We start from the raw sequence: 17,372 nt of genomic DNA, 5'->3' as shown, positions 1-17,372 counted from the left end.
AAATCGACCCGCCGCCAGAAAGCCGACATTCAGATCGCGACGGCAAGCCATTGTCGGTCCCGGTGAACGCCCGGCCTCGTGGCTGGAGCCCCCTCTTTCAGCTGACCCGTGAGACGCCAGCGGACTGCTGTGCAGTCCGCCCCTCCCGCACCTGCGGCGGACAGAGGGGTTCCCGCCACGAGGGCGGGAATGACGGGGTTTATTGAGAGCGTAGCGCTCTGGGCCCCAAACACGAAAAAGGCCGGCCCGCGAACGCGGAACCGGCCTCTCGTCGCCCTTACGGCGAGAAGGTCTAAGCCTAGGCCTTCTTGCCGGTGAAACCGGCGAACTTGGCGTTGAAGCGCGAGACGCGGCCGCCGCGGTCCATCAGCTGGGCGTTGCCGCCGGTCCACGCCGGATGGGTGCGCGGGTCGATGTCGAGCGCCAGGTTCGCGCCTTCCTTGCCGTAGGTCGAGCGGGTCTTGTAGCTCGAACCGTCGGTCAGGGTGACGGTGATGAAGTGGTAGTCGGGGTGAATGTCTTGTTTCATGACGGCGATCCAGACCGACTAAGCCGGCGAGTGAGAAATGGGCTAAGGGCCGAACCGCGCACGCGCGGGGTGGCCCTCGAAGACGCGCGGCTATAAAGAACCCGCGCGATTTTGGCAAGGGACTGTTGATGGTTGACGTGAACGCCGGCGAGCAAAAGGCCGAGGGCCGTCCCGGCGCGGGGGCCGAGCTGGTCCAGGGCATGGCCGAGGCCAAGGCCCGGCGGCCGCGCCGCAAGGACATCCGGCCCCTGGCGCACCTGCTGCCCTTCGTCGCCGCCCACAAGGCCGACGGCCTGGCGGCGGGCTTCTTCCTGCTGTTCTCGACCGGGGCCACCCTGGGCCTGACGGCGGCCTTCAAGGGCGTGATCGACCATGGCTTCGCCAAGGGCCATGCGGCGGCGATCAACAGCGCCTTCGTGGGCCTCGGCGCCGTGGCCCTGGTGCTGGCCATCGCCACGGCCGCGCGATTCTTCTTCATCACCCGGCTGGGCGAGCGGGTCGTGGCCGACCTGCGCCGCGCGCTCTATGGCCACACCCTGACGCTGGATCAGCAGTATTTCCTGAAGACCCGCACGGGCGAGGTGCTGTCGCGCCTGACCACCGACGTCAGCCTGATCGAGCAGCTGGTCGGCGTCTCGGCCTCGGTGGCGCTGCGCAACATCCTCAGCCTGGTCGGCGGCCTGACATACATGGCCGTCGTCTCGCCGAAGCTGGCCGGCTTCATCGTGGTGATGGTGCCGGTGGTCCTGGCCCCGATGTTCCTGGTCGGCCGTCGCGTGCGCAAGCTGACGGTCAGCGCCCAGGACAAGTTCGCCGACGCGGTGGGCTACGCCGGCGAGAGCCTCGACGCCCTGGAGACCGTGCAGGCCTTCGGCCGCGAGGCCAGCTCGACCGCGCGGTTCGGCGCGGCGGTGGAGGCGGCCTACAAGGCCTCGGTTCGGCGGATCACCACCCGCGCGGCGATGACCGCCATGGTCATCACCCTGGCCTTCGGCGGCATCACCCTCCTGCTGTGGACCGGCGCGCGCCTGGTGCTGTCGGGCGAGATGACCGGCGGCACCCTGGCCCAGTTCGCCATGCTGGCGGTGATGGCCGCCGGCTCGATCGGCGCCCTGGGCGAGGTCTGGGGCGACGTCCAGAAGGCCTCGGGCGCCATGGACCGCATCTCCGAGCTCTTGAACGCCAAGCCGGACATCGCCGCGCCGGCGACGCCCAAGGCCCTGCCGGTTCCGGCCCAAGGCGCGATCGCCTTCGAGAACGTCACCTTCGCCTATCCGGGCCGCCCGGACCTGCCAGCCCTGAACGGCTTCGACCTGACCGTGAAGCCGGGCGAGACCGTCGCCCTGGTCGGCCCCTCGGGCGCGGGCAAGAGCACGGTGCTGAGGCTGCTGCTGCGGTTCTATGACCCGCAGGTGGGCGCGATCCGCCTGGACGGCGTCGACCTGCGCGACGCCGAGCCGGCCGAGGTCCGCGCCCGCATGGCCCTGGTGGCCCAGGACTCGCCGCTGTTCTCGGGCTCGGCCTTCGACAATATCCGTTTCGGCCGCGAGGACGCCTCGGAGGCCGAGCTGCGGGCCGCCGCGCAGGCCGCCCAGGCCGCCGGCTTCCTGTCGGCCCTGCCGCAGGGCTTCGACACGCCGGTGGGCGAGCGCGCCAAGACCCTTTCCGGCGGCCAGCGCCAGCGCCTGGCCATCGCCCGCGCCCTGGTGCGCGAGGCCCCGATCCTATTGCTCGACGAGGCCACCAGCGCGTTGGACGCCGAAAGCGAGCGCCTCGTGCAACAAGCCCTGCACGCGGCCATGACCGGTCGCACCACCCTGGTGATCGCCCACCGCCTGGCGACCGTGCTGAAGGCCGACCGCATCGTGGTCATGGAGGAGGGCCGCGTGGTCGAGCAAGGCGCCCACGCCGAACTCTTCGCCAAGGGCGGCCTCTACGCGCGCCTGGCCAGCCTGCAGTTCGGGGTCGAGGCGGCTTGAGACAGCCAAGAAGAACCCCTCCCCCTTGCGGGGAGGGGCAGGGGTGGGGGTGTTGTCGCTAGCCTTTGGATACGGAGCTGGCGCCCCCATCCCCAACCCCTTCCCCGCGAGGGGGAAGGGGCTTACCGCCGCAAGTCCGCCGGCGTCGTCGGTTCGCTGATCACCCGCTCCATCGCGGCCCAGCGCGCCGCCTCGGACTTGCCGGCGCGGTAGACGTGGTCGCGGACCATGTCCTGGCCGATGTTGTAGTTGATCACGTACGAGCGGTAGGTCTCGATGAACGCCACCCGCTTCTCGGCCCCGCCCCGCGAATAGAGGCTGTATTTCATCAGCGCCCTTACGGCCTGTTCCTTGGTCATCTTGCCAGCCAGGTAGTCGGCGGCGATCGTGTTGCTGGCGCTGGCCAGGGCGGCCTTGGCGGCCTGAAGCTCGCCATAGGCCTTGGCCGTCTTGGGATCCAGGCCCGCCAGGGCGTAGAGCTTGTCGCGCTCGAACGCGGTCTTGGCCTCGCCCGGGAAGGCCAGTTCTATGCCGAAATTGGCGCTGCCCTCGGCGATGAACGACTGCGGCGAGAACAGCGGATAGACGCTGAACTCGACCCAGCCCTTGCCCTTGGTCAGCTTCTCTTCCAGTAGGGCGTTCAGCACGTGGTGGCCGGGATAGCCTTCGTGGCAGCCCAGATCGAGGGCGCGGCTGATATAGATCGGCAGGTCGGTGTTGATCTGGATCACGCTGTGGGCGCCGCCCTTGTACCAGTTGTAGCCGCTCCAGGGCTTCTTGGTGACGAACTCCAGGTCGAAGCGCTCGCCGGCGGGAAGCTTGATGTGTTCCTCCGTCTTGGCCTTGCAGGCGGCGATGCCGGCCTGCATCACCGCCTCGACCTTGTCGGTCGGGATCACGTAGCGGTTCTGGAAGGCGTCGACGCGGGCGGCCAGGTCGCCCTTGCCCGGCACGATCCTTTCGATCTTGGCCAGGATCGGATCGTAGCGCTTCAGGGGCTTCAGCACGGGGCGGACGCCGAACAGGCCCTCGGCCTCGTCCTGGAAGCTGAACTTGTCGCCGGCCATCATCGCCAGGCGCGTCTGGGCGGCGCGGATCTGGCCCTTCAGAAAGGTCTTGCGACGGCGCTGGTCGGCGTCGAGGTCCTTGTCGGGAACCTTGGCCAGCAGCATCCGCAGCCGGTCGGCCTCGTTGCGCAGGACCGACACCGGGCGCGGAGCCAGCTTGGCGGCGCGCTGGTATTCCTCCGGCCCGTAATAGGCGTCGACATAGCCCGGCTCGCGCTCGCCGGCTTCCAGGGTCATGCGGACGAAGTCGACGGCGATCCGGTCCAGCAGGTCCGAGCCCGGCGAGGCGAGGGCGGGCGCGGCGAAGGCGAACGCGGCGGTAAGAACGACCGCGGAGACGGCGTGACGAATGCGCATGGACAACCCCTGGCGACAGCGGTCGGCACGCTGCACCGCGCCGCCCGGGTTCGGCAAGGGCTAGCCGACGGTTCTAGCCGCGCGCGGCGACCGCCAGGCCCGGGAAGTCGCTGAAGATCCCATCGACGCCGGCCGCGTACAGCGCCTTGAACACCGGCGTCACGTCGCCCTGCATGGCCAGGAAGGCGGGGTTCTGGGCGTCGCCCTTGCGCAGATTGGCCGGCAGGAAATAGTTCTCGGCCCGCACGGTCCAGGGGTGGACGACCAGGCCCGCGGCGTGGGCGTTCTTCACCAGATCCGTGGCCGGCAGCAGCGTATTGGCGTCCTGCGGCACGACCATCGCCTTGTCCGGCCCCAGGCCGTCGGCATAGACCGCGACCTCCTTCAGGCCCTGGACGGTGACGAGATCAGCGTACTTCACGCCCGGCAGGTCGGCCGGACCGCCTTCGCCGGCGACCAGGAAGACCAGCCGCGCGGGGGTCTTGGCCCGCAGGCGCTTCAGCGTTCCGACCTCGAAGCACTGGACGAACACCGGCGCCTTGGCCGAGTTCAGGTCCAGGGCCTTCAGCTTGGCCACCAGGCGATCCTCGGTCGGCAGGCCGATCGAGGCGAAATAGGTCGGGTGCTTCAGCTCGGGATAGGTTCCGATCGTTCGGCCGGTGCGCTGGCTGCCCGTGCGGGCGATGGCGACCACTTCCTCATAGGTCAGGATCTGGGCCTGGCCGTCGAAGGCGGCGCTGGCCGGACGCAGCTGCGGCAGCCGCTCGCGGCAGCGCAGGGTCTTGATCTCGGCCAGGGTGAAGTCCTCGGTGAACCAGCCGGTGACCGACTGGCCGTCGATGGTCTTGGTCGCCTTGCGGCTGGCGAATTCGGGCCGGCTGGCGACGTCGGTCGTGCCGCCGATCTCGTTCTCGTGGCGGGCCACCAGATGGCCGTCCTTGGTCGGGACCAGATCCGGCTCGATGAAGTCCGCGCCCTGCTCGATGGCGCGCTCGTAGGACAGCGCCGTGTGCTCGGGCCGCTCGCCGCTGCAGCCGCGATGGCCGATGACGATCGGCTTCTTGGCCTGGGCGCGGGCCAGGCCCGGCAGGAAGGTGCCGGCCAGGGCGGCGGTGGTGAGCGCGCGACGGGTGAGCAGGGTCATGGGGCGCGATTTAGCGCCTGGATGTGACGGTTTGGCTAGAACCCAACCTCGCGCTCACATCAAATCCGTCATCCCGCGCTTCATGCGCGGGAACCATCGGTCCGCCGGGGACGCGGAGCAAGCTCACGCTCTCACGCGGAAGCTGAACCATGGGTCCCGCGAACACGTCGCGGGATGACGGTTATTGTTGGGGTTGGGATCAAGCCGCCCGCAGCCGCTCCAGGATCTGCGGATAGAGGTCCTGATTGCTGGCCAGGATCGACTTGCCGGCCAGGACGTCGAGGTCGCTTTCGTCGATCGTGGTGACCTTGCCGCCCGACTCCTGGATCATCAGGATGCCGGCCGCGACGTCCCAGGCGCCGAGGTTGCGTTCCCAATAGGCGTCGAAGCGACCGGCCGCGACCCAGGCCAGGTCCAGCGAGGCGGCGCCGAAGCGGCGGACGCCGGCGACCTTCTGGCTGACCTGGTGCAGCTCCTTCAGGAACTGGCCGTGGCCCGGCTTGCCGGCGAACGGCACGCCCGTGGCCAGGATGGCTTCTTCCAGATTGCGGCGGGCGGCGACGCGCAGGCGCTTCTCGGCGCCCAGGAACGCGCCCTTGCCCTTTTCGACCCAGAACAGGTCGTTGGTGATCGGGTTGTAGGTGACGCCTGCCACGATCCCCTCGCCCTCGCGCTGAAGGGCGATGTTGACGGCGAAGTGCGGGATGGCGTGCAGGAAGTTCGTGGTGCCGTCCAGCGGGTCGACGATCCAGGTGTGGGTCTTGTCGGTGCCCTCGATCATGCCGCGCTCCTCGCCCAGGAAGCCGTAGCCGGGGCGAGCCTTGGTCAGGACCTCGAACAGGGTCTGTTCGGCCTTCAGGTCGGCGTTGGTGACGAAGTCGGCCGCGCCCTTCTTGGAGACCTGCAGCTCGGTGACCTCGCCGAAGTCGCGGGCCAGGCCCCGGGCGGCCTTCCGAGCCGCGTCGATCATCACGTTCAGGAGGGCGGAAGGCGTGGGCACGGGCGGCTATCCTTTGGGCATTGCCGTCGACGCCCGCCGGAATGTCCGGCGGCGGAGCGGTAGGTCGACGGTGTGAAAGAACGGGCGCGGAACCTAGTCGTCCACAGGCCGGAAGGCAAGTTACGCCTCATCCGAGAGGATTAACGGCGAACGCCCGCCACAATACCCGCTTCCCCGGCGCCACGGATAGCGCTTCGCGCTTCCGAGCGTAAACTCCCGCCGGGGCCCAGATGGAAAAGCGCCGAGGCGCGCTCCAAAGGCGCTGTCGCCCTTCTCGCTATCTCACATGCCATGGGATCTGGGCCCCGGCGTTCGCCGGGGAGATCGGATTAATTGTTAAGGCAGCTCCACGACCGGCAGGCTGTCCTTGTTCTGGCAGGCCAGCTTGCCGGCCTTGCCGACGGCGCCGGCGATGTCGTCGACCTTGGCCTCCTTGCGCCAGCCCTTGGGCAGGCCCTTGGAGCCGTCGAAGTCCATGCCGAGGTCCATCCACTTGTCGGCCGCGCAGTCCAGCGCGAACAGCAGGATCGGGCCCTTGCTGGCCGCCCAGTTCCGGTAGGGGCCGTTGGCCTTGCCCTCGGCGATGCGCGTGACGACCAGGCCGCTGGCCTTGTCGACCCGCGTGAAATCCTCGTCGTAATAGGTCTTGGTCTCGCCTGGCGCCAGTTTCCAGGTCTCCGCCAGGGCCATGGTCGCCAGGCCCAGGACCGGTACGCTAAGCAGGCACAATACGAGTCGCTTCATGATCGGCGTCTCCCCCTCAACGTGTTGGTTGCGGGAAAGCTAGGCCTGTGTGCGGCGCGTCACAAGATATTGCCGTTATTCCGCCACTATTGGCGGGCCGCGAGGCCTTCGGCGATGGCGGCGTTCAGCGCCGCGACGGCGGCGCCTGGGCCTTCCGGATGCGCCCAGACGCCCGCCGAGACCGCCAGGAAGTCGGCCCCCGCGCTCGCCAACCGGGCGGCGTTGGCCGCGCTGATCCCGCCGATCGCCACGCAGGGCGTCTCCATCGTCTCCTGCCAGATGGTCAGGATCTCGGGATCGGCCGTGGTGGGCGCGTCCTTGGTCGTGGTCGGGAAGAAGGCGCCGAACGCGACATAGTCGGCTCCGGCCTCGGCGGCCTCCATGGCCAGGTGCCGGCTGTCGTGGCAGGTGACGCCGACCATGCGGCCCCCCATCAGCTTGCGGGCCTCCTTGTAGGCCATGTCCGACTGCCCGACGTGAACGCCGTCGACGGGCAGGCGGGCGGCCAGGTCGGGACGGTCGTTCAGGATCACCGCCACGTCGCGGGCCTGGGCGATCGGCGCCAGGGCGTCGACGGCGGCGATGACGACGTCGTCGGGTACGTCCTTCAGGCGGATCTGCAAGGCGGCGACGTCGCCGCCGTCCAGCGCCTCGGCCAGCCGATGACCGAACGCCGCCAGGTCGGCCAGGGCGGGGGGCGTGATCAGATAGAGGCGGCAGTCGGCGGTCATGCCGCCGATTTAGGTCAATTCGCGCGCCGGCGCGACCCCATGTCCCACCAGGCCGGAGTGAGAGTCAGTTGCAAAAGCGACCGCGATCGATTAGATGCGAATGATAATCAATCGGCTTGGGGCGTCCGTCCTTGTACGTCTGCAACTGCAACGGCATTCGCGAGCGGGAGGTCCGCGCGGCGATCGACGCGGGCGCCCGGCGTCCGATCGACGTCTTCCGGGCCAAGGGCTGCCAGGCCCAGTGCGCCAAGTGCGTCTGCGAGATGCGCCAGATGATCCAGGAGCGCCGCGAGGCGCTGGCCTACGCCGCCGAATAGCGTCCGCGACCCCGGCTCGCCCCTCGGCGGCGCTCGCCGCGTCTTTCCGTGTTGAACCCCAGTTCCGCATGGCCCAGGTTCGCGATCGGACAGAATCTCAGAGCGCCAACAAGGAGGCCGCCATGCAGGGCGATCCCGGCATCATCCGACTGCTCAACGCGGTGCTCACCAACGAGCTCACGGCGGTCAACCAGTACTTCCTGCACGCGCGGATGTACGACAACTGGGGCTTCAAGCGCCTGGGCAAGATCACCTACGACGAATCGATCGGCGAGATGAAGCACGCCGACATGCTGATCAACCGCATCCTGTTCCTGGAGGGGCTGCCCAATCTTCAGGACCTGCACAAGCTGAAGATCGGCGAGACGGTCCCCGAGTGCCTGAACGCGGACCTGCGGGTCGAGCTGTCGGGCCGCGAGACCCTGATCCCCGGCATCGTCCAATGCGAGGCGGCGCGCGACTATGTCAGCCGCGAACTGCTGCGCGAGATCCTCAGCGACACCGAGGAGCATATCGACTTCCTCGAGACCCAGCTGTCGCTGGTGAAGTCCCTGGGCGAGGCCAACTACCTGCAATCGGCCATGGGCGAGCTGCCGGCGTCTTAGGGGCGGGCATGCCGATCACCCTTGGAAGGTAGACATAAGATCCCTCCCCCTTGATGGGGGAGGGGCAGGGGTGGGGGTGATGGCGGTGGAAACCGTGCTCAGCCTTACCTCAGCAGGTCACACCCATCCCCGACCCTTCCCCCATCAAGGGGGAAGGGGGAGCGCCCGGGATTGTAAGTCGTTCAGCGTGCCGGACGGCAAGCAATTGGAGGTCCTGGAGCCTATCGGCTCTGCCCCCTAAGCCGCCGCCCGCCCGGGCTGATCGTCGAACTTCGACACCAGCTCGCCCAGCCGCGAGGCCTCGCCCTTCAGTGAATGGGCCGCCGTGGTGGTCTGCTCGACCATGGCCGCGTTCTGCTGGGTCATCTGGTCCATCTGGTTCACGGCGCTGTTCACCTGGCCCAGGTTCAGCGCCTGCTCCTTGGCGGCGGCGGCGATCTGGGCGACCAGCTCGGAAATGTCGCCGACGCGCTGGATGATGCTGCCGAGCGCCGAACCCGTCCGGTCGACCAGGGCGACGCCGACCTCGACCTTGTCGGTCGCCGCGCCGATCAGGCCCTTGATCTCCTTGGCGGCCTCGGCCGAGCGCTGGGCCAGGGCCCGCACCTCCTGGGCCACGACCGCGAAGCCCTTGCCGCTCTCGCCGGCGCGCGCGGCCTCGACCCCGGCGTTCAGGGCCAAAAGGTTGGTCTGGAAGGCGATCTCGTCGATCACGCCGATGATCTGGCCGATCTGGGCCGAGGCGGTCTCGATCTCGCGGACGGCGGCGACCGCGTCGCGCACCGACGCCTCGGTCGCGCGCGCCTCCTCGCGGGCGGCGTCCACCATGCCGTTGGCGCGGCCGGCGCTGTCGGCGGCCTGGCGCATGGCGCCGGTGATCTGGTCGAGGGCGGCGGCCGTCTCTTCCAGACTCGCCGCCTGCTGCTCGGTGCGGCGCGACAGGTCGTCGGCGGCCCGCGCGATCTCGGCCGCGCCGACATCCACGCCGCGCGAGGCGCTTCCGATATCGCCGAGCGTGGCGTTCAGGGTTTCGGCGGTGGTGTTGAAGTCGCGGCGCAGCCGCTCGTAGTCCTCGGCGAAGGCGCGGTCCAGACGCACGCCGATCTGGCCGGCGGCGAGGCGGGCGAGCCCCGCGGCCAGGCCGTCGAGCGCTTCGCGACGCGCCTCCTCGGCGGCGCGGCGCTCGGCGTCGGCGACGGCGCGCTGGCGCTCCGCGTCAGCCCGGGCTTGGTCGTCGCGCTCACGCAGGGCGCGGCGTTCCAGAGCGGCCTCGCGGAACACGGCGATGGACTTGGCCATCTCGCCCAGCTCGTCTTCCCGCCGGGCGAAAGGCACCTCGTCCTCGTAGTCACCGCGCGCCAGCTTGGCCATGTAGGCGGTGATCGCTTCGACCGGACGCACGACCGCGCGGCGCAAGGCCAGCACCCCGCCGGCGATCACCGCGCCCAGGAGCAGCATCAAGCCGGCCATCAGCGACAAGTCGATCACCTGTTGACGGTGGGCGGCGGCCTCCACGGCGGCGTTCTCGGCCGCGATCACCGGCACGGCCTTGTCCACCGCGGCGCGGTGGATGGCGTAGGCGCTCGCCATGCGCGCGTACGCGGCGCTGGCCGCGGCGTCGTCCTTGGCCTCCAGCGCCTTGACCAGCGCGCCGGCCTCCGCCAGCGCCCGACGGGCGGCCGCGTCGGAGTCCTTCAGCAGGGTCTGGTCGACGGCGGCCGACAGGGGCCGCTCGCGCCAATAGGCCAGGCGCGCGTCATACTCGCCCGACAGCCGCTTGATCTCGCGCGAGGCTTCGGCGATCCGCTCCGGGCTCCTGTCGAGATAGGCGGTCTGGGCGTCCAGAAAGGCTTCGATGATATACATCGGCGGGGGCAGGATGTCGGCCGTCAGGTCCTTGCCGGCGACGATCTTCAAATACAGCGGGCCGCCGATGCGCTGGCTCGAGATCGCCCGCCACGATCCGGCGGCGAGCAACATGAGCCCGACGGCCAGCGCCACCCCGAAGAGGTTCATGGCTCCGGACAACTTTAAACGCATGGCGACACGCTCCCCGGCACGAACAGGCGAGAAGCTGTTCGCCGCGCGCATGAACTTTCCTTTAAGCACCGCCGGACCCCTCACCAAATCGGGGAGCCCGGCGCGACATTTTATCGCTGGCGTCGGCGCGAGATCACGCCAATCATGGGCCGCGCGGGCTGGAACCAAGGCGCGAGCGGGACTGTTTCAGCTAGCCCGTCTAGGAAGGAGTTCGGACATGCACATCGCCCACGGTAAGACGCGCGAAGGCGCCCTGGCCGGCCGCGAGGCGTTCGAGCTCGACCGTCGCGAAGGCCGCCACCCCGCCGCCCAGATCGCGGTCGGCGCGGCCCTGGCCGGCGGCGCGATCGTCGCGGCCCTGGTGATGGGACGGCGGCACGAGCGGGCTCTGGACGACGAGATGTACGCCGTCGAGTTCGCCGAGATGCATGAGCCGGTGGCGCATCAGCCCAAGCCGCTGACCAGCCTGCTGCTGCCGCCGCTGTTCATCGCCATGACCCTGTCGGGCCTGCGCACCTGGAACGCGCCGTCCAGCCCCGCCCGCACCCGCGCCCTGACGCTGTGGAGCCTGGTGCAGGGCTTCAACGCCCTGTGGCTGGGTCTCGGCGCCAAGCGGCTTGGCGGCCAACTCGGCGCGGCGACGGCCTCGCTGGCCGCCTCGGCCGCCTATGCAATCGAGGCGCGCAAGGTCGGCGGCGGCGCCGCGCCGGACTTCGGCTGGGTCGGCATCGCCAACGCCCTGACCTCGCAGCTGTGGCGCCGCCCGATCCCGCGAACGCCGACCCTGCACTGAGGCCGTCGGGCCTCAGGCGATCTTCAGCAGGCGATCCAGGCTGAACTTGCCGCCGCCGCGCGCGATCAGGAACAGCAGGAGCGCCGCCCAGGACAGGTGGGTCGGCCAGGCGTCCGGATAGACGAAGATCTCGATGACCGCCGTCATGCCCAGGAAGGCCAGGGCCGAGAGCCGCGTGAACAGGCCTAGCACCAGCAGGATCGAGAACAGGTGCTCCGAATAGGTCGCCGCGTGCGCCGCGATCACGGGCGGCACCAGGGGCAGATGATACTCGGTCTCGAACAGCGAATAGGTCCCGTCGGTGATGTGCAGGATGCCGTCGACCTTGGTGCGGCCCGACTGGAAGAACACGGCGGCGACGCCGAGGCGGGTGACCAGGGTCAGGACGTCCTCGGTCAGGAACCGCTGGGCGGTCTGGGCGAAGAGGTCGAAGGGCGCGCGGAGCGGCGAGGCGTTGGGGGTCATGAAGAGGTTTCCAAGGAGAGGCCGCTGAAGGCGCCGTCGGCGATCAGGGCGGCGAACAGGTGGGCAAGCGGAACATCGGGGTCGACGGCCGCGGCGCGCTGGGCCGCCTCCGCCAGGGTCTGGCCGGCGCGACAGGCGCGCAGGAACTCGGTTTCGGCGGGGCTGGCCACCCGGCTCAGCACCCGCCCGTCGCGCCGGACCAGCAGCAGCGCCTCGGGCGCCTCGGTGAGGTCCAGGTCCTCGCGGCCCGCGCGGGCCTCCAGCCAGAGGCCGGGCACGCCGGCGTCGAAGGCGGCGAAACGGACGCTGGGATGCAGCGCCAGGCGCGAGGCCGCCAGGGCCTCCGGCGCGAGGCCCTCCAGCGCCGAGGCGGACAGCGCCGGGGCCTCGGCCGCGAACAGGGTCTCGGTCCACAGGCGATCGAGATGGGCGATCCCGGCCAGGTACGGCATCTCGCGCGCGGGCGGAAAACGGTCCAGCCAGGCGGGGAAGTGCTCGCCGTAATCGAGCAGGGCCGCGTCCGTCGGCGGCGCCTCGCGGGCGAACAGGGCGGCGGCGGCGCGGAACCAGTCCTCGCCGACCATCGACTGGACGGTCGGGAAATTGGCGGCCAGGGCGTCGACGCAGCCCTTGGCGATGGTGTTACGATAGACCGAGAGCCCGGCCTCGCCCGCGCCCGGGGCCAGCCAGGGGGACAGGGCGTCGGGCGCGCCGGCCAGGGCGGCGACGAAGGCGTCCTGGAACTCCAGAAGCTCAGGCATGGCTCGGCTCCAGCGCCGCCAGCTCGGCGGCGGCGCGGTCGCGCTCGGCCATCAGCGTCGCGAAATCGGGAATGTCGTCGTCCCGCTCGATCAGCGTCGGGCGCGGCCCGATCCGCCCGATCAAGCGGCGATAGAGAGCCCAGACCGGCTCGGCCACGGGCGCGCCGTGGGTGTCGATCAGCAGGGCCGATCCGCCCTCGTCGGGCGCGTGGCCGGCCAGGTGGATCTCGCCGACCGCCTCGCCCGGCAGGGCGTCGAGATAGGCTTCGGCCGCGTAGCCGAGATTGCTGGCGCTGACGAAGACGTTGTTGACGTCGACCAGCAGGCCGCAGCCGGTCCGCTCGACGAGCGCCGTCAGGAACCCGACCTCGTCCAGGTCGTGGCCGGTCAGGGGCAGGTAGAGCGACGGATTTTCGATCAGCACGCGCCGGCCGAGCGCGTCCTGCATGCGCCCGATATTGGCGGCGACGCGGTCCAGGGCTTGGGCGGTGCGGGGGAAGGGCAGGAGGTCTGGCTGGTGCCGACCGCGATGGGTCGACCAGGCCAGGTGCTCGGACACGACGAACGGCGCGAACCGGTCGACCAGCCGCTTCAGCGCGGCCAGGTGTTCGGGGTCAGGATCGGCGTCGGCGGCCAGGGACAGGCCCACGCCGTGCAGCGACAGCGGCCGTCGCTCGCGCACGGCCTCCAGCGCGGCGAGGCGCGGCCCGCCGGCGGACATGTAGTTCTCGGGATGGACCTCGAACCACAGCCCCTCGACCGTCGCGGCGACGGCGTCGTCATAGTGCTGCGGCTTGAGGCCGAGGCCGGCGGTGGGGGGCATGGGAAGCGCTCGCAAGTCCGTCTCCCCGGCGCCACGGGTGGCCGTGGGGCCGGGGAGATCGGTGGTCTGGTTGGGCTTAGGCCTTCGGCGTCAGCGAGCCCATGCCCTTCGGCGTCTTGATCGTGACGCAGGTGCCCTTGGCGACGTTCTTCCAGGCGTTGCCTTGGTAGTCGACCTTCGAGGTGCCGGCGCACGAGGTGCCCGCGCCCGCCTTGCAGTCGTTCTGGCCGGCCTTGGCCACGCCGTAGCACTTTTCCTGTTCGACCTTGGCGGTGTCGGCGGCGGCGATCGAGACGCCGGCGCTCAGGGCGAAGGCGGCGGCGAGGGCGGCGGTGGCGGCGGTGCGGTTCATGATCTGGCTCCTTTGAGATCGCCGAGCCGGCCCGTCGCCGCTCGGTCGAGGGGAGATACGAACGCGCCATGGCGGAGGTTACAGCGGTCGGCGAACAAAATTTCGCCGCGGCGTTTTTCGAGACGGTTTCGGCGCGGCGACTCGCCGTGTAACCATTCGACCCTCTCGCGCGGATCAGGGGCAAGCGTGACGGACACCGAAACCCGTTTGAAGGCGCTGATGCTCCGCGGGCTGGACGGCGACGCCGTCGCCTACCGCGAGTGTCTGGCGTTGCTCGGTGTCCGGCTGCGCGCCTATTTCGCGCGTCGGATGTCCGGCGCGCCCGGCGATGTGGAGGATCTCGTGCAGGAGACGCTGCTGGCGGTGCACCTGAAGCGGTCGACCTGGGACAGCGCCCAGTCGTTCACCGCCTGGGCGCACGCCGTGGCGCGCTACAAGCTGATCGACCACTGGCGTCGGCGGAAGATCCGCCAGACCCTGCCGATCGAGGACCACATCGAATTCCTGGCCGCCGACGCGCCCGAGCCGGGCGTCGGGCTAGAGCTGGACCGCGCCCTGGCCAGCCTGCCCGAGAAACAGAGAACCCTTGTGTCCGACGTCAAGCTTACCGGCCTGAGCCTCGCCGAGGCGGGGGCCCGCGCCGGCATTTCCGAAGGCGCCGCCAAGGTCGCCCTGCACAGGGCCCTGAAGGCCTTGGCCGAAAGGATGCGCCGTGCGGACGGATGACCTGATCGACGCCCTGGCGTCCGACGCGGCAAGCGCGTCCGGCGCGACGCCGAGGCGCCGCCTGGCCCTGGTGGGGGGGCTCGGCGCGCTGTCGGCCCTGCTGCTGGTCATGTCATGGCTGCACCTGCGCCACGATCTGATGCAGGCCATGTCGGGAAGCATGTTCTGGATGAAGGTCGGCTATACCGGTCTGCTGGGCCTGGCCGGCTATGTCGCCATCGAGCGCCTGGCGCGGCCCGCCGGGTCGGGCCGGCGGGGCTGGACCTTGGCCGGCGCCTTGCTGGCGCTCTGCCTGCTGGCCGGCGCGATCCAGGCCCTGACGAGCGCCGACCCGCGCGAGGCGCTGACCCTCGTGCGCGGACACTCCTGGAACGTCTGCAGCCGCAACATCATGATCCTGAGCCTGCCGATGCTGGCGCTGGGTCTGTGGGCGGTGCGGGGCATGGCGCCGACCCGTCCCGTCCTGGCGGGCGCCGCCGTGGGCCTGTTCGCCGGCGGCGTGGGGGCCACCGTCTATTGCCTGCACTGCCCCGAGCACACCATCACCTTCGTTTCGCTGTGGTACAGCCTGGGCGTCGTGGGCGCGGCCGGCCTGGGCGCGCTGGTCGGGCGATGGGCGCTGCGCTGGTAGCGCGGAGGCCGCTCGCCGATCGGTTCCAGCGCGGACGGTGCGACCGTCTCCCGGTTGATTGACAAACCGGCGTTCCGCCAATCAACTCGCCCCCGCTTCGCGGATGAGACGTGAAGGGCGAGAGGACAACCGCCATTGGCTCCCCTGGGAGAGCGCTTGACGATTGACGACGGCCTCGCCGACCTCGACGCGGCGGGCGTGGGCGGAGCGCCGGCCTGGTCGCTGGCGACCCTGCCCGCGCGGATGGCCGAGGTCGCCGCCGCCGGCGCGCTGGCGGGCGTGCTGATGATCCTGCTCTGGCTGCGCCTGCGGCCGGACCTTTCCAGCGCGGTGGTCGGGAGCTTCTTCTGGATCAAGGCCGCCTATCCGGCGGTGATCGCCGCCTGCGCCCTCGTCGCGGCGACCTTGTTCGCGCGCGGCGCTCGAGGCGGCGGGAGGGCCCTGGCCGCGGCCGGCGCGCTGGCCGGCGCCATGCTGATCGCCGCCGGCGTCGACGCCTGGACGATGGGCGCGCCGGCGCTGCGGACGCTCTACTGGCCCAACGCCGCCGTCTGCGTCGGCAATGTCCTGATCATCGCCGCGCCGATGCTGGCGCTGATCGCGACGGGCTTGCGGGATGTCGACCTGGAGCGGCAGGCGCTGACGGGCCTGGCCTGCGGCCTGTTCTGCGGCGGGGTCGCGGCCGTCGTCGACGGGCTGCATTGCTGGCAGACGACCTACGCCTTCGTGGGGCCCTGGTTCACCCTGGCCATGCTGCTGAGCGGGGGCGTCGGGGCCGGCCTCTCGGCCCTGCTCGGCGCGCATCGCCGCCGTCTGGCCGAGGCGGATTAGACAAGGCTGTTTTGACGTTGAGCGTTGATGGCGGCGCCGAAGCCGTCCTCGCCCTTCGACAGGCTCAGGGTGAGGACGACTGTTGGCCTCGTTCGCGCAAAATCCTCATCCTGAGCTTGTCGAAGGACGAGGATTTCCATCCGCCCGGCGTCCGCGCTGAATGGGAATACGGCCAAGGAAAAGGCCCCCCGCGCCAGCGGGAGGCCTTCCTATCATCGGCCGGTCGCCGCGCCTATTCGGCGGCGGCCTTGGCGGCGCCGGCGCCGAACTTGGCGTCCAGCTCGTGGGCAGCGTAGCGCTTGGCCATGGCGGCGGTCGACAGCGGCTTGATCTTGTCGGCCCAGCCAGCCGAGCCGAACTCGGTGAAGCGGGCTTCGCAGACCTTGCGCATGGCTTCCTTGGCGGGCTTCAGATAGGCGCGCGGGTCGAACTCCGCGGGCTTTTCCATCAGCACCTTGCGGATCGCGCCGGTGATGGCCAGGCGGTTGTCGGTGTCGACATTGATCTTGCGCACGCCGTGCTTGATGCCGCGCTGGATCTCCTCGACCGGCACGCCCCAGGTCTGGGGCATCTGGCCGCCGTACTGGTTGATGATGTCCTGCAGCTCCTGCGGCACCGACGAGGAGCCGTGCATGACGAGGTGGGTGTTGGGCAGGCGGCGGTGGATCTCCTCGATCACGTGCATGGCCAGGACGTCGCCGTCAGGCTTGCGCGTGAACTTGTAGGCGCCGTGGCTGGTGCCCATGGCGATGGCCAGGGCGTCGACGCCGGTGGCCTGCACGAACTCGACGGCCTGGTCGGGATCGGTCAGCAGTTCGTCGTGGGAAAGCTTGCCCTCGAAGCCGTGGCCGTCCTCGGCCTCGCCCATGCCGGTCTCCAGCGAACCCAGCACGCCCAGCTCGCCCTCGACCGAGACGCCGCAGCTGTGGGCCATCTCGACGACCCGGCGGGTGACCTCGACATTATATTCGTAGCTGGCGGGGGTCTTGGCGTCCTCCATCAGCGAGCCGTCCATCATCACCGAGGTGAAGCCGTACTGGATCGCCGTGGCGCAGGTGGCCGGGCCGTTGCCGTGGTCCTGGTGCATGCACACCGGGATGTGCGGATAGAGCTCGACGAGCCCGTCTATCAGGCGGGCCAGGACGATGTCGCTGGCGTAGCCGCGCGCGCCGCGCGAGGCCTGGATGATGACCGGCGAATTGACGGCGTCGGCCGCCTCCATGATCGCCAGGCCCTGCTCCATGTTGTTGATGTTGAAGGCGGGCAGCGCGTACTCATGCTCGGCGGCATGGTCCAGCAACTGGCGCAGCGTGATGCGAGCCACGAATTTCTCTCCTGCAAGCGTGAAGTGTTCGGTCGTTTCTTGTTGTTGGGGCCGTGACGCTTGTGCGTTCTCTGCCCGGGTTACTCAGTTTGGCACACACTCTTACCCGATTTTCCCGGCGAACGCCGGGATCCAGATCCCAAGGCGCTTGAA

At 69.8% G+C, this 17,372-nt stretch carries 19 protein-coding genes and 2 pseudogenes; 8 read left to right on the top strand and 13 right to left on the bottom strand.

Annotation, left to right across the window (positions count from 1 at the left end):
* Positions 1-130: 130 nt before the first annotated feature.
* Both Q0V34_RS15335 and rpmE read right to left on the bottom strand, forming a co-directional pair.
* A pseudogene (locus Q0V34_RS15335) lies at positions 131-196 on the bottom strand (hypothetical protein); the annotation flags it as partial.
* A gap of 102 nt (positions 197-298) precedes the next feature.
* A complete protein-coding gene (gene rpmE, locus Q0V34_RS15330) occupies positions 299-529 on the bottom strand; it encodes a 50S ribosomal protein L31 (protein ID WP_004616338.1) in 231 nt (76 codons plus the stop codon).
* 125 nt (positions 530-654) lie between these two features.
* On the opposite strand from rpmE, the gene Q0V34_RS15325 reads away from it, so the two are divergent.
* A complete protein-coding gene (locus tag Q0V34_RS15325) occupies positions 655-2,508 on the top strand; it encodes an ABC transporter transmembrane domain-containing protein (protein ID WP_297513397.1) in 1,854 nt (617 codons plus the stop codon).
* Between the two features lie 122 nt (positions 2,509-2,630).
* On the opposite strand, the gene Q0V34_RS15320 is transcribed toward Q0V34_RS15325, so the two are convergent.
* From Q0V34_RS15320 to thiE, 5 genes are all read right to left on the bottom strand, one after another.
* Positions 2,631-3,932 carry a hypothetical protein gene (locus tag Q0V34_RS15320; RefSeq protein ID WP_297513391.1) on the bottom strand — a complete coding sequence of 434 codons (1,302 nt, stop codon included), beginning with the start codon at positions 3,930-3,932 and terminating at the stop codon, positions 2,631-2,633.
* 73 nt (positions 3,933-4,005) lie between these two features.
* Positions 4,006-5,076, bottom strand: a complete 1,071-nt coding sequence (locus Q0V34_RS15315) for a glycerophosphodiester phosphodiesterase (protein ID WP_297513388.1) — start codon at positions 5,074-5,076, stop codon at positions 4,006-4,008.
* Positions 5,077-5,275: 199 nt separating this feature from the next.
* On the bottom strand, positions 5,276-6,076 hold the full coding sequence (locus tag Q0V34_RS15310) for an inositol monophosphatase family protein (protein WP_297513386.1): 801 nt from the start codon (positions 6,074-6,076) through the stop codon (positions 5,276-5,278).
* Between the two features lie 336 nt (positions 6,077-6,412).
* Positions 6,413-6,820 (bottom strand): hypothetical protein, encoded by a 408-nt coding sequence (locus tag Q0V34_RS15305; RefSeq protein WP_297513385.1) that lies wholly within the window; start codon positions 6,818-6,820, stop codon positions 6,413-6,415.
* An 86-nt stretch (positions 6,821-6,906) separates the two neighbouring features.
* On the bottom strand, positions 6,907-7,551 hold the full coding sequence (gene thiE / locus Q0V34_RS15300; protein WP_297513384.1) for a thiamine phosphate synthase: 645 nt from the start codon (positions 7,549-7,551) through the stop codon (positions 6,907-6,909).
* A 131-nt stretch (positions 7,552-7,682) separates the two neighbouring features.
* On the opposite strand from thiE, the gene Q0V34_RS15295 reads away from it, so the two are divergent.
* Positions 7,683-7,868: a (2Fe-2S)-binding protein gene (locus Q0V34_RS15295; protein WP_297513383.1), complete on the top strand. Its 186-nt coding sequence runs from the start codon at positions 7,683-7,685 to the stop codon at positions 7,866-7,868.
* Between the two features lie 122 nt (positions 7,869-7,990).
* Positions 7,991-8,473, top strand: coding sequence for a bacterioferritin (gene bfr / locus Q0V34_RS15290; protein WP_297513382.1), 483 nt, complete (start codon positions 7,991-7,993; stop codon positions 8,471-8,473).
* Between the two features lie 237 nt (positions 8,474-8,710).
* Here the strand turns inward: bfr and Q0V34_RS15285 are convergent, their stop codons facing one another.
* Positions 8,711-10,513, bottom strand: coding sequence for a HAMP domain-containing methyl-accepting chemotaxis protein (locus tag Q0V34_RS15285; RefSeq protein ID WP_297513381.1), 1,803 nt, complete (start codon positions 10,511-10,513; stop codon positions 8,711-8,713).
* A gap of 217 nt (positions 10,514-10,730) precedes the next feature.
* Between Q0V34_RS15285 and Q0V34_RS15280 the strand changes: the two genes are divergently transcribed.
* Positions 10,731-11,306: a tryptophan-rich sensory protein gene (locus Q0V34_RS15280; protein WP_297513380.1), complete on the top strand. Its 576-nt coding sequence runs from the start codon at positions 10,731-10,733 to the stop codon at positions 11,304-11,306.
* Between the two features lie 12 nt (positions 11,307-11,318).
* Here the strand turns inward: Q0V34_RS15280 and Q0V34_RS15275 are convergent, their stop codons facing one another.
* The 4 genes from Q0V34_RS15275 to Q0V34_RS15260 form a co-directional block, all read right to left on the bottom strand.
* Positions 11,319-11,771 carry a DoxX family protein gene (locus Q0V34_RS15275; protein WP_297513371.1) on the bottom strand — a complete coding sequence of 151 codons (453 nt, stop codon included), beginning with the start codon at positions 11,769-11,771 and terminating at the stop codon, positions 11,319-11,321.
* Positions 11,768-12,532, bottom strand: coding sequence for a DNA-binding domain-containing protein (locus tag Q0V34_RS15270; protein ID WP_297513369.1), 765 nt, complete (start codon positions 12,530-12,532; stop codon positions 11,768-11,770). The genes Q0V34_RS15275 and Q0V34_RS15270 overlap by 4 nt, the downstream gene beginning before the upstream one ends.
* Positions 12,525-13,355, bottom strand: a complete 831-nt coding sequence (locus Q0V34_RS15265) for a DUF692 domain-containing protein (RefSeq protein WP_297513367.1) — start codon at positions 13,353-13,355, stop codon at positions 12,525-12,527. The genes Q0V34_RS15270 and Q0V34_RS15265 overlap by 8 nt, the downstream gene beginning before the upstream one ends.
* Positions 13,356-13,431: 76 nt before the next feature.
* Positions 13,432-13,707, bottom strand: coding sequence for a DUF2282 domain-containing protein (locus Q0V34_RS15260; protein ID WP_297513365.1), 276 nt, complete (start codon positions 13,705-13,707; stop codon positions 13,432-13,434).
* A gap of 186 nt (positions 13,708-13,893) precedes the next feature.
* Between Q0V34_RS15260 and Q0V34_RS15255 the strand changes: the two genes are divergently transcribed.
* The 4 genes and pseudogenes from Q0V34_RS15255 to Q0V34_RS15240 form a co-directional block, all read left to right on the top strand.
* Positions 13,894-14,433 (top strand): sigma-70 family RNA polymerase sigma factor, encoded by a 540-nt coding sequence (locus tag Q0V34_RS15255; protein ID WP_297513363.1) that lies wholly within the window; start codon positions 13,894-13,896, stop codon positions 14,431-14,433.
* A complete protein-coding gene (nrsF, locus tag Q0V34_RS15250; protein ID WP_297513361.1) occupies positions 14,420-15,064 on the top strand; it encodes an anti-sigma-F factor NrsF in 645 nt (214 codons plus the stop codon). Before Q0V34_RS15255 ends, nrsF begins: the two co-directional genes overlap by 14 nt.
* 156 nt (positions 15,065-15,220) lie before the next feature.
* Positions 15,221-15,895: an NrsF family protein gene (locus tag Q0V34_RS15245; RefSeq protein WP_297513359.1), complete on the top strand. Its 675-nt coding sequence runs from the start codon at positions 15,221-15,223 to the stop codon at positions 15,893-15,895.
* An 11-nt stretch (positions 15,896-15,906) separates the two neighbouring features.
* Positions 15,907-16,037 (top strand): annotated as a pseudogene (locus Q0V34_RS15240) (hypothetical protein); the annotation flags it as partial.
* Positions 16,038-16,127: 90 nt separating this feature from the next.
* Here the strand turns inward: Q0V34_RS15240 and fba are convergent.
* The gene (gene fba / locus Q0V34_RS15235; RefSeq protein ID WP_297513357.1) at positions 16,128-17,219 is read right to left on the bottom strand and encodes a class II fructose-bisphosphate aldolase; all 1,092 of its coding nucleotides are present in this window, start codon (positions 17,217-17,219) and stop codon (positions 16,128-16,130) included.
* Positions 17,220-17,372 lie beyond the last annotated feature (153 nt).

This window comes from uncultured Caulobacter sp., assembly GCF_947036865.1.
In the GTDB taxonomy this organism is placed as follows: domain Bacteria; phylum Pseudomonadota; class Alphaproteobacteria; order Caulobacterales; family Caulobacteraceae; genus Caulobacter.
Note: the sequence above shows the minus strand (reverse complement) of the source record. Positions and strands in the feature narration are given on the sequence as shown.